19 protein-coding genes, 1 tRNA gene and 1 pseudogene are annotated in these 13,226 nt (G+C 65.7%); 12 read left to right on the forward strand and 9 right to left on the reverse strand.

Annotated features, from left to right (window positions below):
• Nucleotides 1-288, reverse strand: a 288-nt coding sequence (locus IEX32_RS21080; protein ID WP_188771585.1) for a transposase family protein, incomplete at its 3' end; no start/stop codon positions are given.
• Nucleotides 289-318: 30 nt separating this feature from the next.
• Nucleotides 319-606, reverse strand: a complete 288-nt coding sequence (locus IEX32_RS11355; protein WP_188771587.1) for a hypothetical protein — start codon at nt 604-606, stop codon at nt 319-321.
• 426 nt (nt 607-1,032) lie between these two features.
• Between IEX32_RS11355 and IEX32_RS11360 the strand changes: the two genes are divergently transcribed.
• From IEX32_RS11360 to IEX32_RS20680, 4 genes and pseudogenes are all read left to right on the forward strand, one after another.
• Complete coding sequence (locus IEX32_RS11360; RefSeq protein ID WP_188771589.1) at nt 1,033-1,278, forward strand: FitA-like ribbon-helix-helix domain-containing protein; 246 nt, start codon at nt 1,033-1,035, stop codon at nt 1,276-1,278.
• The gene (locus IEX32_RS11365) at nt 1,275-1,697 is read left to right on the forward strand and encodes a type II toxin-antitoxin system VapC family toxin (RefSeq protein ID WP_188771591.1); all 423 of its coding nucleotides are present in this window, start codon (nt 1,275-1,277) and stop codon (nt 1,695-1,697) included. Before IEX32_RS11360 ends, IEX32_RS11365 begins: the two co-directional genes overlap by 4 nt.
• 82 nt (nt 1,698-1,779) lie before the next feature.
• Nucleotides 1,780-2,025 carry a hypothetical protein gene (locus tag IEX32_RS11370; RefSeq protein WP_229736327.1) on the forward strand — a complete coding sequence of 82 codons (246 nt, stop codon included), beginning with the start codon at nt 1,780-1,782 and terminating at the stop codon, nt 2,023-2,025.
• Nucleotides 2,026-2,058: 33 nt separating this feature from the next.
• Nucleotides 2,059-3,123, forward strand: a pseudogene (locus IEX32_RS20680) (recombinase family protein); the annotation flags it as partial.
• 69 nt (nt 3,124-3,192) lie between these two features.
• Here IEX32_RS20680 and IEX32_RS20685 read toward each other — a convergent pair.
• Both IEX32_RS20685 and IEX32_RS11380 read right to left on the reverse strand, forming a co-directional pair.
• On the reverse strand, nt 3,193-3,450 hold the full coding sequence (locus IEX32_RS20685) for a hypothetical protein (RefSeq protein WP_229736328.1): 258 nt from the start codon (nt 3,448-3,450) through the stop codon (nt 3,193-3,195).
• A 249-nt stretch (nt 3,451-3,699) separates the two neighbouring features.
• Nucleotides 3,700-3,776 (reverse strand) — tRNA-Arg (locus IEX32_RS11380).
• A 224-nt stretch (nt 3,777-4,000) separates the two neighbouring features.
• On the opposite strand from IEX32_RS11380, the gene IEX32_RS11385 reads away from it, so the two are divergent.
• Nucleotides 4,001-4,507 carry an MmcB family DNA repair protein gene (locus IEX32_RS11385; RefSeq protein WP_188771594.1) on the forward strand — a complete coding sequence of 169 codons (507 nt, stop codon included), beginning with the start codon at nt 4,001-4,003 and terminating at the stop codon, nt 4,505-4,507.
• A gap of 4 nt (nt 4,508-4,511) precedes the next feature.
• On the opposite strand, the gene IEX32_RS11390 is transcribed toward IEX32_RS11385, so the two are convergent.
• Nucleotides 4,512-4,691, reverse strand: a complete 180-nt coding sequence (locus tag IEX32_RS11390) for a DUF1289 domain-containing protein (protein ID WP_188771596.1) — start codon at nt 4,689-4,691, stop codon at nt 4,512-4,514.
• 285 nt (nt 4,692-4,976) lie between these two features.
• Here IEX32_RS11390 and IEX32_RS11395 point away from each other — a divergent pair, with 285 nt between their 5' ends.
• From IEX32_RS11395 to IEX32_RS11410, 4 genes are all read left to right on the forward strand, one after another.
• Nucleotides 4,977-6,422: a DEAD/DEAH box helicase gene (locus IEX32_RS11395; protein ID WP_188771598.1), complete on the forward strand. Its 1,446-nt coding sequence runs from the start codon at nt 4,977-4,979 to the stop codon at nt 6,420-6,422.
• A gap of 35 nt (nt 6,423-6,457) precedes the next feature.
• Nucleotides 6,458-7,192 (forward strand): sterol desaturase family protein, encoded by a 735-nt coding sequence (locus IEX32_RS11400; protein ID WP_188771600.1) that lies wholly within the window; start codon nt 6,458-6,460, stop codon nt 7,190-7,192.
• 20 nt (nt 7,193-7,212) lie between these two features.
• Nucleotides 7,213-7,620 carry a DUF2141 domain-containing protein gene (locus IEX32_RS11405; RefSeq protein WP_373285443.1) on the forward strand — a complete coding sequence of 136 codons (408 nt, stop codon included), beginning with the start codon at nt 7,213-7,215 and terminating at the stop codon, nt 7,618-7,620.
• Between the two features lie 78 nt (nt 7,621-7,698).
• Nucleotides 7,699-8,988 carry an MFS transporter gene (locus IEX32_RS11410; RefSeq protein ID WP_188771605.1) on the forward strand — a complete coding sequence of 430 codons (1,290 nt, stop codon included), beginning with the start codon at nt 7,699-7,701 and terminating at the stop codon, nt 8,986-8,988.
• A gap of 84 nt (nt 8,989-9,072) precedes the next feature.
• Here the strand turns inward: IEX32_RS11410 and rpsI are convergent, their stop codons facing one another.
• From rpsI to IEX32_RS11430, 4 genes are all read right to left on the reverse strand, one after another.
• The gene (gene rpsI, locus IEX32_RS11415) at nt 9,073-9,585 is read right to left on the reverse strand and encodes a 30S ribosomal protein S9 (RefSeq protein ID WP_188771607.1); all 513 of its coding nucleotides are present in this window, start codon (nt 9,583-9,585) and stop codon (nt 9,073-9,075) included.
• A complete protein-coding gene (gene rplM / locus IEX32_RS11420) occupies nt 9,585-10,064 on the reverse strand; it encodes a 50S ribosomal protein L13 (RefSeq protein WP_188771609.1) in 480 nt (159 codons plus the stop codon). Before rplM ends, rpsI begins: the two co-directional genes overlap by 1 nt.
• A gap of 148 nt (nt 10,065-10,212) precedes the next feature.
• The gene (cutA, locus tag IEX32_RS11425; RefSeq protein WP_188771611.1) at nt 10,213-10,551 is read right to left on the reverse strand and encodes a divalent-cation tolerance protein CutA; all 339 of its coding nucleotides are present in this window, start codon (nt 10,549-10,551) and stop codon (nt 10,213-10,215) included.
• Complete coding sequence (locus tag IEX32_RS11430; protein WP_188771613.1) at nt 10,548-11,636, reverse strand: COX15/CtaA family protein; 1,089 nt, start codon at nt 11,634-11,636, stop codon at nt 10,548-10,550. The genes cutA and IEX32_RS11430 overlap by 4 nt, the downstream gene beginning before the upstream one ends.
• A gap of 101 nt (nt 11,637-11,737) precedes the next feature.
• Between IEX32_RS11430 and IEX32_RS11435 the strand changes: the two genes are divergently transcribed.
• From IEX32_RS11435 to IEX32_RS11445, 3 genes are read left to right on the forward strand one after another with little or no spacing between them, the layout of a single operon-like run.
• Nucleotides 11,738-12,115: a MerC domain-containing protein gene (locus IEX32_RS11435; RefSeq protein ID WP_188771615.1), complete on the forward strand. Its 378-nt coding sequence runs from the start codon at nt 11,738-11,740 to the stop codon at nt 12,113-12,115.
• 46 nt (nt 12,116-12,161) lie between these two features.
• Nucleotides 12,162-12,380 (forward strand): sulfur carrier protein ThiS, encoded by a 219-nt coding sequence (gene thiS / locus IEX32_RS11440; protein WP_188771617.1) that lies wholly within the window; start codon nt 12,162-12,164, stop codon nt 12,378-12,380.
• A gap of 46 nt (nt 12,381-12,426) precedes the next feature.
• A complete protein-coding gene (locus IEX32_RS11445) occupies nt 12,427-13,224 on the forward strand; it encodes a bifunctional sulfur carrier protein/thiazole synthase protein (protein ID WP_188771620.1) in 798 nt (265 codons plus the stop codon).
• Nucleotides 13,225-13,226: the final 2 nt, after the last annotated feature.

Genomic DNA, 13,226 nt, shown 5'->3' on the forward strand with positions numbered 1-13,226 from the left:
GCCGGCATCGAACTGCTCGCAGAAAATGCGTCGACCGCACACGACGGTGTCACACCAAAAGCGGCGCGCCAGGATCGTGAGAACGACGCGGCGCCCAGCAAGTGGGAGATCCGACGGCCGGCGCACATACCGGCTCTGAATCCGTCGGCTTGGACGCCCGCAATCCGGGCAAACACCTGAACTACGCCGTGAGCGGAGCATGATCTGGAAATCATCTCCGACGCTTTGCACTGATACAACCACCAAGCCTTCAGGAGCCAGGCGCGCACGTTGAAATCGACCATGCATGGCAGATCCTCCCAATGATGCGGGAGGAGCTTACCTCAGCAGCAGCAAATGTGAGTCAGAGCCAGTTCTCGATGAAAATCCCGGGTCACATCTCAGCGGACAGTCATCAGCCAGTATCTGGTCGATGATCCCGGTAAACTCCGCCAGCTTGCCGCTGTAGGTCCGGCCGGATCGCCCGTGCTGCGGCGGCTCCGGGAAAACTAGCATCTTGTCCACCGTCTTGCGGTTGATGCCAAAATACGCCGCAGCACCGCGCCGGCTCATCCCGTCGATCATCACGGCGCGGCGGACCTTCTGATAAAGTTCCACTCTCTTCATCCTCCACCCCCGCCCAAAAACGGAGGTCTAGCAGGACTGGCCCCCTTTTATCCCGGAGGTGCCGGCCGATAACTGGCCCCTTTTATTGCCGGTGTTCTCAGGTAAGCGCGCCCTGCGCGCGTTGCGGCCCGGCGCGGCGGGCCTAAAGGGAAGCGACGCCCACCCCATCGCGGGAGTGAAACGACGCAGCAACGCGATCGGGCCGGCGCAGCCCTGTCCCGATCTCCACAGTTTGAAACAGCTACAATCCGCGCGGCGGATTGGCCGATCGGCGCATTAGCGTCACCCGGCAGGGACGAGACCCGCAGGGGCTCGGTCGGAGCGCAGCGGAGATAGAGCGGCGGTCCCGCAGGGAGGCACCAGCCCTAACCTTGCATTTTTCGACCTCATCGACTAATATGCAGTCAATGACTTATGGAGGCGCATATGGCCGTCATGACAATCCGAAACATCGACGATGCAATCAAAAATCGTCTGCGCCTGCGGGCGGCAATGCACGGCCGTTCGATGGAAGATGAGGCCCGAGATATCCTGCGTTCGGCGCTCTCGACCGAAATCCCGCGGCCTCGCAATCTGGGCCAGGCCATCCATGACCGCTTCGGTGCGCTGGGCGGGGTCGATCTGCCTGACGTGCCCCGTGAGTCTATCCGGGCGGTGGACTTCGGCGAATGATCGTCCTCGATACTAACGTCATTTCCGAACTGATGCGCCGCGAGCCTGATCCGAAGGTCATGGTGTGGATCGCCGAGCAGCCAATGGCGGGCGTGTTCACCACGACGCTGACGCAGGCGGAAATCTTTTACGGACTGGCGCTACTTCCCGAGGGCCGTCGCCGCGATGACCTTCTGGCGGCCGCACGCCCCATGTTCGATGTCGATCTTGCCGGACGTGTCTTGTCGTTTGATACCGACGCTGCTCTTGCCTATCCCGAGATTGCCGCCGGGCGGAAACAGGGCGGCAAGCCGATCAGCCAGATTGACGCGCAAATCGCGGCCATCGTGCGCTCGCGCGGGGCGCGGCTGGCGACTCGCAACGTCCGCGACTTCGTTGATTGCGGGATCACGGTCGTCGATCCGTGGGGCGACGCATGACGCCTGCCGCCGTGCACCCCTATCTGCGCTTCGCCTCGCGAGAGGCTTTGCGCGGGATGCGGCTGCGCGGCAGCCTGCCGCTATGGCCCTTCCTCGCAAGCTCCGCCGCCGCACGCCTCGTCGCTGGGCCGAATGCCCGGATGACCTGCATGACTATACCAACCAAGTCGCGCCGCGCCGGGCTTCGCGCCGGTCGCACGACGATGACAGGCCAATCGTCGTATCCGACGATTGGCCGAAGCAAGTGCCGATTGGCGACGCGGAATTGCGCGCGATCGAAGGCCATATGCGGCAGGAGCTGGACAAGCTGTTCGGCCCTCTGCCGTGAAGTCAGGATTGAAGCGTCATGACCAGCGCCGCCATGCGCCGGGATGAGGATGGGGCGCCGGTCATTGCGGCCGCTCGTGCCGCCCTTTACCTGCGCGTCTCGACCGGCCGCCAGGCCGAGAGCGACCTGTCCATTCCCGATCAGCGCCGCCAGATCGAAGGCTATTGCCTGTCGCGCGGGTGGGAGGTCGCGGCCGAGTTCGTCGAGCCGGGTAACACCGCGACGGATGATCGCCGCCCGGCTTTCCAGGCGATGATCGACGCGGCCATGACCAAGCCGCCGTCATTCACCGTCATTGTCGTCCACAGCTTCTCACGGTTTTTCCGCGATCAGTTCCAGTTCGAGTTCTATGTCCGCAAGCTGGCGAAGAACGGCGTGAAGCTCGTCTCGATTACGCAAGACCTGGGCGATGATCCCATGAGCGTGTTGATGCGTCAGATCATGACGCTGTTCGATGAGTATCAGTCGAAGGAGAACGGCAAGCACACGCTGCGCGCGATGAAAGAGAATGCCCGGCAAGGCTTCTGGAACGGCGCGCGTGCGCCAATCGGCTACCGCGTGATCGCGGCCGGCGAGCGCGGCGCGAAGATCAAGAAGAAGCTGGAGATCGACCCGATCCAGGCAGAAACGGTGCGGCGCATCTACCGCATGGCGTTGAATGGCGTCGATAACAAAGGCCCGATGGGCCTCAAGTCGATCGCCACCTGGCTCAATGAGAACAACGTCCGGACCCGCGATGGCGGGCGCTGGGGCGTGGGCGCGGTGCATCAGGTGCTCACCCGCACGACCTATATTGGCCAGCACCGTTTCAACACCCGCGACCACAAGACGAGGACACCCAAGCCGGAGAGCGAGCACGCTGTCATGGGAGTGACGGCGATCGTCTCGGAAGCCGAGTTCGAGGCTGTCCAGCGCTCGCTCAAGGCGCGCAGCCCGAAAATGATGGCGCCGATGGCGGTGGGCGGCCCGACGCTGCTCACGGGCATCTGCTTCTGTGCGTGCTGCGGCGGCGCGATGACGCTGCGCACCGGCACCAGCAGCGTCGGACGCGAATATCGCTACTACACCTGCTCGACGAAGGCACGGCAGGGCGCGACCGGCTGTCCCGGTATCACCGTGCCGATGGACCGACTCACTGAGGCCGTGGTCGATCATCTCGAAGCGCGGCTACTCGATCCGGCACGGCTCGAAGCCCTGATGGATCAGATCCTCGAACGCCGCGACGAGTGGGTGAACCAGCGTCGCGAGCATGTCGCCGACCTTGCACGACGCGCGACCGAGGCGGAAGCGAAGCTCAAGCGGCTTTACGAGGCGATTGAGAATGGCGTCATCGACGTAAGCGACCCGTCTCTCAAGGATCGTATTGCCGAACTGACCGCGACGCGCGATCAGGCCAAGGGCGAATCTGAGCGCGCCTTGGCGCATATCCTCAAGATCGGCCCGACGATCACACCGGAAACCCTCCGGGCGTTTGCTGCGGCCCTGCGTATGAAGCTGCGGAACGGTGACGGGACGTTCGCCCGCGATCAGGTTCGGGCTGTTGCCCAGAGGGTCGAAGTCATGAGCAAGAGGGAAGTCCGCATCCGCGGACTGCGGAGCGAACTGCTCCGAACCCTCACCGCCGCCTCTGGCGTAGAGGCGGCGGTGCTAGGCGTTCGTGGTTTTGAACCGAAATGGCGCACCCGACAGGATTCGAACCTGTGGCCTCTGCCTTCGGAGGGCAGCGCTCTATCCAGCTGAGCTACGGGTGCAGTGGAGCGGCGGTTAGCAGAGGCCGCTTGCAGATTCCAGCGGCAAAATCTTCGTAGCCCTGCGACGGGCAATGGCGGCAAGGGGCGGGTGGTCGTCGCACGCGCGGCCATGCCCGCGCCTCTGCCCGACAATTGCCTTCGGGCGCACAGGATAGCCCGGACCTGGCGCCCGCGGCAAACGCATCCATTCTTGCAAGTTCCCATTATGTTCCTATCATGCGGGCATGACCGGACCCGATTCCCGCGTCGCGATTCCGGCGACGAACCCCGCCAGTCTCGCGGCGTCCAATGTCGTGCGCGGCATCGGCAGGTTGTTCGCGCGCAACGATATCTGGTGTCTTGCCGAGATGCCGCTGCGCTGCGGCCGGCGCGCCGATCTGATGGGAATCGACGCCAAGGGCCATGTCGTGATCGTGGAGATCAAGGTCAGCCGCGCCGATCTACTGGGCGACGGCAAGTGGACCGATTACCTCGATTATTGCGACCGCTTCTACTGGGGCCTGCCTCCCGCGCTCGACCGCGCGCCGCTCGAGAGCGAGGCCTTCTTGCCGGAGCGGTGCGGACTGATCGTCGCCGACGCCTACGATGCCGAGATCCTGCGTCCCGCCCCCCTGCGCCAACTGGCCCCCGCGCGCCGCAAGGTGGAAGTTGAACGCCTCGCGCGCGCCTCGCTGCGGCGGCTGGTGAACCTGGGGGATACGCATACCCTGCAATGGGGCAGGGAGGGTTAGGCCCTCATTTGCGGAAAGAAGGAACCGCCCTGCCAGCGAGCCTTGCCAGCACCGCGCGTTTTGCGCCCGCCCCCAGCAGCGGCCATTCGGCGATTTCGTCCATCGTGCGCCTGCAACCGAGGCAATAGCCCGTGGCGTTGTCGACCCGGCATACGCCGGTGCAGGGCGAAGGCACGTCGTGCATGATGCTTGCCTTGAGCAGGTGTGACCCGCAGGGCAAGCGTAATTTTCTTGCGCTTTCCTGCAATGCACTCTAGAGGCCCCTTCCGTAACCGGCGCGCGGGACCTGTCCCCGCCGCAATCCGAGAGCAGCGTGAGGTCGACGTGCGAAATGCGCGAAGGCCGGCCCGGATGAGCGGTTGCCAACTGAATCAAGCTTCCTTCCTCACGCAGGGTCGCCCGAAACGAACCCTTGCTGTGTTCGCGGGCCATGATGGCCCGTGCGCCCCGCACTTTTTGAAAGTGACGTATGTCCTATTTCTCCGAACTTGGCCTTGCCGAGCCCATTCTCCGCGCGCTCGAGGCCAAGGGCTACACCGATCCCTCGCCGATCCAGCGCAAGGCGATTCCCGCGCTGCTCGAGGGCCGCGATCTGCTCGGAATCGCGCAGACCGGCACCGGCAAGACTGCCGCGTTCGCGCTGCCTTCGCTCCACCGCCTCGCCCACGATCCCAAGCCGCGCAACAACGCCGGCTGCCGCATGCTGGTGCTCTCTCCTACCCGCGAGCTGGCGGCGCAGATCGCCGATAACATGCGCGGCTACGCGAAATTCCTGAACCTTTCGGTCCAGTGCGTGTTCGGCGGCGTTCCCGTCGGCAAGCAGGCGCGTGCGCTCGAGCGCGGCACCGACATCCTCGTCGCCACGCCGGGCCGCCTGCTCGACCTGATCGACCAGCGCGCGCTGACGCTGCGCCACGTCGAGATCTTCGTGCTCGACGAAGCCGACCAGATGATGGACCTCGGCTTCATCGTGCCGCTCAAGCGCGTCGCCGCTCTGCTGCCCAAGTCGCGCCAGAGCCTGTTCTTCTCCGCCACCATGCCGCAGGCGATCGCCGAGCTGGGCAAGCAGTTCATCAACAACCCGGTCAAGGTGGAAGTCGCCCCGCAGGCGACGACGGCCGAGCGCGTCGAGCAGTACGCGACCTTCATCAACCAGGCCGAGAAGCAGGCGCTGCTGACGATCAAGCTGCGCGAGGGCCTTGCGCCCGACGCGGGCGATAACGCCGAACATGGTGCAATCGACCGCGCGCTCGTCTTCACCCGTACCAAGCACGGGGCCGACCGCGTGGTGCGCCACCTCACGGCGGCCGGCATCCCCGCCGCCGCGATCCACGGCAACAAGAGCCAGGGCCAGCGCACCGCGGCGCTCGGAGGCTTCCGCCAGGGCACCGTGCGCGTGCTCGTCGCCACTGACATCGCCGCGCGCGGCATCGACGTTTCGGGCGTGAGCCACGTCTACAACTTCGAGATCCCGAACGTGCCCGAACAATACGTCCACCGTATCGGCCGCACCGCGCGCGCCGGCGCGGATGGCATCGCGATCAGCTACGTCGCGCCGGACGAAAAGCCCTACATCCGTGACATCGAGCGCCTGACCCGCATCAAGCTCGACGCGCTCGCCCTGCCCGAGGATTTCCAGAAGCAGGCGGCGCGCCTCCCCGCGCCCAGCCGCAAGGCTCCGGCGCAGCCGCAAGGTTCGAGCAAGCCGAGAGGCCAGCAGGCACGCGGCGGCCAGCGTAGCGACGAACGCCGCCACGATCGTCCGCACGGCGAGCGCCCACGTCACGACGCGCCCCATGGCGAACGCAGGGGCGAGCACGGCAGCGAGGATGGCGGCCAGCGCAAGCGCCGGTTCCGTTCGCGCGCCCCCAAGACCGTCGGCGCGCACAAGAGCGCGGTGCGCCGCGCGGGCTAGCCTATCGGGCATGGCGGGGCCATAAGGCTTCCGCCATGCCAGAAAGCTTCGGTCCGGGTCCCTGGGCGGTGATCGCCTCCGCCGCCGCCATGACGGCGATCGTGGGCGTGCGCTACCTGACGACTTCGGGCCTGTTCGCCTGGATCACAGGCAGGGTGCGCCCCGGCCTCTACAAGGGCCTGGGACAGCAGATCGGCCGAGAGATCGGCTGGTCGCTGATTTCGGCGGCGATCTACGGCATTCCCGCCGGAATCGTCGCCTGGGGCTGGCAGGACCATGGCTGGACGCGAATCTACACCGATGCGGACGATTACCCGCTGTGGTGGATGCCGCTCTCGCTGCTGACCTACCTCATCCTCCACGACACCTGGTTCTACTGGACGCACCGCTGGATGCACCTTCCCGGCCCGTTCCGCATCGCCCATGCCGTCCACCATGCAAGCCGGCCGCCGACGGCCTGGGCGGCGATGAGCTTTCATCCCCTCGAAGCCGTGACCGGAGCGGTCGTCATCCCCGCCCTTGTCTTCTTCGTGCCGATCCATGTCGGCGTGCTGGGACTCGTCCTGCTGATGATGACCGTCATGGGCATCACCAACCACATGGGTTGGGACATCTTCCCCCGTCGGCTCGTTCATTCGCGCGCAGGGCACTGGCTGATAACCGCCAGTCATCATAACCGTCATCACGAGTTCTATCGATGCAACTACGGACTCTACTTCCGATTCTGGGATCATCTGTGCGGGACCGACAAGGGCCTCTCCGCGCCCTGACCCTTGCCCTGTGCCTGCCGCTGGCAGCCGGGGCCGCACCGGTGGCGAGCGTCGACAAGGCGGACGTTTCAGCTACCGTCACCGGCTTGCGCTCGACCAAGGGACAGGTCCTTGCCTGCCTGACGACCCGCCCCGATGCCTTCCCGGATTGCGCGAAGGACCCGCACGCCTTCACCCGCATCGTCCGCGCCGGAGCGAACTTGCGCATCAATTTCGGTGCGGTGCCCGACGGCCGCTATGCGATCGCCCTCGTCCATGACGAGAACGGCAACGGCAAGCTGGACAAGCGCCTGATGATACCGCGCGAAGGTTTCGGCTTTTCCCGAGACGCGCCCGTGCGCATGGGGCCGCCCAGCTTTGCCGAGGCCGCCTTTCCCGTCGGGGGAGAGGACGCCCATGTATCGATCCGGATGCGTTACATTCTGTAGCTATCCAATAGCTCCGCAGCGAGAGGACGGGCACGCTTAGCGCTTGCCCGGGACGCGCCTCCGGAATACCCCGAGGCCGTGGTACAGGGCAGCAGCGAGAACGAAGGCGCGACCGGCGCCGTAGCCGGACGGGCTGGCACAGTGCGGGAAAACGGCACTTTCTCGCCGTTCCGCTATCCGGTCTTCCGCGCGATCTGGATCGCAAACCTCTTTTCCAACCTCGGCGCGACGCTGCAATCGGTCGGTGCCGCATGGCTGATGACCGAACTGACGCCCTCGCATCAGCTCGTCGCGCTCGTCCAGTCTTCGGCAACCGTGCCGATCATGCTGTTCGGCGTCTTCGCCGGCGCCATTGCCGACAACTATGACCGGCGACTGGTCATGCTCGCCGCGCAGGTGGGCATGCTACTGGTTTCGGGCGCGCTGGCCGCCCTCACCTATGCCGGCTGGATCAGCCCCTTCCTGCTTCTCGCCTTTACCCTGACGGTCGGCATCGGCACCGCGCTCAACTCACCGGCCTGGCAGGCATCCGTGCGCCAGCAGGTCCACCCGGAGCAGCTTCCGCAGGCCATCGCGCTCAACTCCATCTCGTTCAATATTGCCCGCTCCGTCGGTCCCGCGCTGGGCGGCGTGCTGATCTCGATCTGGGACGTATCATTCGCATTCCTGATCAACGCGATCAGCTATATCGGCCTGATCGGCGTTCTGCTCTGGTGGCGACCGCCGCCGCGTCAGGTCGAACGCCGGCCGATCCTTCCCGCCGTCGGCGTCGGGCTCCGGTACTGCGCGACCACGCCGCAACTACGCAGGATTCTGATCCGCGGGCTCGCGCTGGGCTTCAGCCTTGCCGCATACCAGGCGCTGCTGCCCGCAGTCGTCAGCGATCACATCCGGGGCGACGAGTTCGATTTCGGGCTGATGCTCGGGCTGTTCGGGCTCGGCTCGATCGTGATCGCGCCGTTCATCCGCATGATCCTGCGTAGGATCGGATTCGAGGGTATCCTGACGACGGGATCGGCGATGTTCGTCTTCTCGCTCTCGCTGATCGCGGAAGTCCACGAGGTGCTCTACGCCCTGCCCGCCGCTTTCGCCGCCGGCATCGGCTGGGTACTGATCCTGACCACGATCAACACCGCGGTGCAGATGCGCTCGCCCGACGAGATTCTCGGCCGCTGCCTGTCGATCTACCAGGCCGTGACATTCGGCGGCATGGCGCTGGGCTCGTGGACCTGGGGCGCCCTCGCCGACTGGAAGGATCTGCCTTTCGCGCTTCACGCGGGCTCGATCTTCCTGGTGGTTTCGTTCGGCGTGCTGCGTTTCCTCGCGCCGATGCCGCGCGTCGGCGAAGGTGTTCTGCGGCACCAGTAATGCCGGGCCGCACAGGCAAATCAAAAAAGGGAGCGCTTCCGCTCCCTTTCCTGAATTCCAAAGGCCTGGAGGTCTTCCCGAGGCTTAGCGCTTCGAGAACTGGAAGCTGCGGCGGGCCTTGGCGCGGCCGTACTTCTTGCGCTCGACCACGCGGCTGTCGCGGGTGAGGAAACCGGCTGCCTTGACGGTGCCGCGCAGCGCCGGCTCGTACCTGGTGAGCGCCTGCGAGATGCCGTGCTTCACGGCGCCGGCCTGACCCGAGAGCCCGCCGCCCTTGACAGTGGCGACGACGTCGTACTGCCCTTCGCGGCCGGTGATCGAGAACGGCTGGTTGATGACAAGGCGCAGCGTCGGGCGCGCGAAGTAGACTTCCTGGTCGCGGCCGTTGACGGTGACCTTGCCCGTGCCGGGCTTCAGCCAGACACGGGCCACGGCGTCCTTGCGGCGGCCGGTGGCATAGGCGCGGCCCTGGGCGTCGATTTCCTGCTCGCGCAGCGGGACGTTGGAGACGGGGGCAGCGGTGACGGTCTCGTCAGCAACGGTGCCGGCGATGTCCTTGAGGTCGGACAGGCTCTGGACGGTATCGGTATCGGACATTACGCGCCCACCTTGTTCTTGCGGTTCATGGAAGCGACGTCGAGCGCTTCGGGCTGGGTGCCGCCGTGCGGATGCTCGGTGCCGGCATAGATATGCAGCGCGCGCATCTGGGCGCGGCCGAGCGGACCACGGGGGATCATGCGCTCCACAGCCTTTTCAAGGACGCGCTCGGGGAACCGGCCGGCGAGAACCTTGTCCGCCGTCACTTCCTTGATGCCGCCGGCATAGCCGGTGTGCTTGTAATAGGTCTGCTGCTTCAGCTTGTTGCCGGTGAAGCGGACCTTCTCCGCGTTGATGACGACGACATGATCGCCGCAATCGACGTGCGGGGTGAAGCTCGGCTTGTGCTTGCCGCGCAGCAGGTCGGCGATGACGACCGCGAGGCGGCCAACCACCAGACCTTCGGCATCGATCAGATGCCACTTTTTTTCCACCTCGGCCGGCTTGATCGACCGGGTGACCTTCGTGAGCGCCTTCATGGCTGGTCTAATCCCTATGTTTCGTGCGCGGCCCGGATGAATCGCTTGAAAGTACGAATCTCCCGATGCGCGGGAAGGCGGGCAAATCGTCGAAAACCTCCGCCAAGTCAAGCAGAGCGCGGGATTCCGTGGAGGTAAAATAATACCTTCAGCAATTCCCGGCGATCGCCGCGAGCCAGGCGGCCGTTCCCGCGGCCGCCGCGTCACAGCGCCAGCCGAGTACCGCAGGCTCGTCATAAGGATGCAGTTCGGCGAGCCGTGCGACGGCGGAGTCGAGCAGCGCGGCATTGGTCTTGAGCAACGCCCCCGCCTCGCGCGCCGTGTCCTTCTCGCCATTCCAGACGAACACCGAGGTCATCCCGCCCAGCACGTTGCCGCAGGCGATCAGCTTTTCGTCAAGAAGCGTGTGAATTGCCGCCAGCGCCGCCTCTTCATCGGGAAACGGGCACCAGACGAGCGCGGGGACGTTCTCGCCCGGCCCGCTCATACGCCGTATCCGACCTGATCGCGGCGGCCAAGCGCGTGAACGCCCCAGACCGTAGCCATGACAAGCAGCGCACCGACGAGCTGGTGCGCGACGGCCAGCCACAGGCTCATGCCCGACCACACGGTGAAGATGCCGAGCAGCACCTGCGTGCCGAAGGCGCAGTGTATCGCCACCGAAATGCCCCGCTGACGACGCGCGCGCAGCCTGCGAGCGAGAACCACCAGCGCGGCGGCGACCACCCACGCCCACCAGCGATGAATGAAGTGCGTGAGGTAGGGATCGCTGAACAAGGCATGGAAGAAGCCGGCCGCCCATTCGACGCCTTCCGGAAAGAAGCGCCCTTGCATCAATGGCCAGGCATCCATGCTGAACCAGCCGGCGCCGGCAACGTACCCGGCGCGAAGCCCGGCCACCATCGCGCCCATGAACAGCTGGAACATGAGCACCGCCAGCACCCCGACACCGAACCGTTGGAGGCGCGCCGGCGCCTGGCCGCGTCGCAGTTCCATGAGATCGAGCGCGGTCCACACGAGGCCGCCGAGCGTGACCAGCGCCGTCAGCAGATGGGCCGCGAGACGAAAGTGGCTCACCCGGTCGGCCGCTTCGGGCGTGAGGCCGGAAGAGACCATCCACCAGCCGACCGCCCCCTGCAACCCGCCCAGCGCCAGCAGCGCCAGCAGCCGCGGCTTGTAACCGAGCGGGATCGTGCGCCTGAACCAGAACCACGCCAGCGGCAACGCGAAGGCCAGCCCGATCAGGCGCGCGAGCAGGCGGTGGATCCATTCCCAGAAATAGATGAACTTGTACTGCGCCAGCGTCATGCCCGCCGGGCCGTTCACATCGAGATATTGCGGGATCTTCCTGTAGTCGGCGAACTCAGCCTGCCACTGCGCCTCGGTCAGCGGCGGGATCACGCCGGTGATCGCTTTCCATTGGGTGATCGACAGCCCCGATTCGGTCAGCCGGGTGATCCCGCCGACAGCCACGATCAGCACGACAAGCGCCGCGACCGCGAACAACCATCGCACCATCGGCGTGATGTCGTCGGTTGTACCAATTATCGGGCGACCGTCTGCGACTCTCATGCCGCGCGTTCCTGCGTTCTTGGAACGAATTAGGCAAGGGCAACGTTTGCGGGCAACGTCAACGCTTGCGCAATGTTACATTATCACATAACGCATATGCCATGCGCAGCACTCTTTTCGCGATTCGTGATCGGCTCGACCGTGCGGGGATTCTCCTGAGCGGGCTTTGCGCGGTGCATTGCTTTCTCGGCGTGCTCCTCGTCGGCGTGCTGGGTCTGGGCGGTGAGGCGCTGCTTTCTCCCGCCATACACAAGGTAGGCCTGGCACTGGCACTGGTGGTCGGCCTTGTCTCGCTGGGCCTGGGCGTCCTGCGTCACGGGCGCGTCGGGCCGCTCGTCATCGGGGGCATCGGTCTTGCGCTGATGGCGGCCGCGATCGCGGTGGGCCACGGCCTGCCGGAAGCTGTGCTTACGGTCATGGGCGTCACGCTCGTCGCCTTCGCGCACATCGGCAACCTGCGTGGGCACGTTTCGCGCTGAGCAGGGCGGCCTTGCACTGACGGCACCGCACGCTATCTGCGGAGACATGCCCGCAGAACTCTCGCTCACCGTCAATGGCGAACCCCGCCGAACCGCGCCGGGTTCGAGCATCGCCGATCTCGTCGCCAGCCTTGGGCTGGACCCCCGCAAGGTCGCGGTCGAGCACAATGGCGAGATCGCTCCGCGCTCGACGCTGGCCAAGGTCCGGCTCGGCGACGGCGACGTGCTCGAGATCGTCCACTTCGTGGGCGGCGGACACTTGTAACCGCCAGCCATCGCCCCTACCGCGCTCCCCCGAAAGGAAGCGAACCTTGACCGATACCTCCGCAAAGACCGGCTCCTCCGATACCTGGACAGTCGCCGGCCGCACTTTCCGCTCCCGCCTGATCGTGGGCACCGGCAAGTACAGGGATTTCGAGGAGAACGCCGCCGCCGTCGAGGCTTCCGGCGCACAGATCGTGACCGTCGCGGTGCGCCGGGTCAATGTCTCCGACCCCAGTGCTCCGATGCTGACCGACTTCATCGACCCGAAGAAGATCACCTACCTGCCCAACACCGCCGGCTGCTTCACCGCCGAAGAGGCGATCCGCACGCTGCGTCTCGCCCGGGAGGCAGGCGGCTGGGATCTGGTGAAGCTGGAAGTGCTGGGCGAGGCCCGCACGCTCTATCCCGACATGCGCGAAACGCTGAAGGCCTGCGAAGTGCTGGCGAAGGAAGGCTTCGCGCCGATGGTCTACTGCGTCGACGATCCGATCGCGGCGAGGCAGCTCGAAGAGGCGGGCGCGGTGGCGATCATGCCGCTGGGCGCGCCGATCGGTTCGGGCCTCGGCATCCAGAACAAGGTGACCATACGCCTGATCGTCGAAGGCGCGAACGTGCCGGTGCTGGTCGATGCCGGCGTGGGCACCGCTTCGGACGCGGCCGTTGCCATGGAACTGGGCTGCGACGGCGTGCTGATGAATACCGCGATCGCCGAGGCGAAGGACCCGATCCGCATGGCCCGGGCGATGAAGCTGGCGGTCGAGGCGGGGCGCGACGCCTATCTCGCGGGACGCATGGCGACGCGGCGCTATGCCGATCCCTCCAGCCCGCTGGCCGGCCTGATCTGAAG

This window comes from Novosphingobium endophyticum, from assembly GCF_014640675.1.
GTDB lineage: Bacteria > Pseudomonadota > Alphaproteobacteria > Sphingomonadales > Sphingomonadaceae > Novosphingobium > Novosphingobium endophyticum.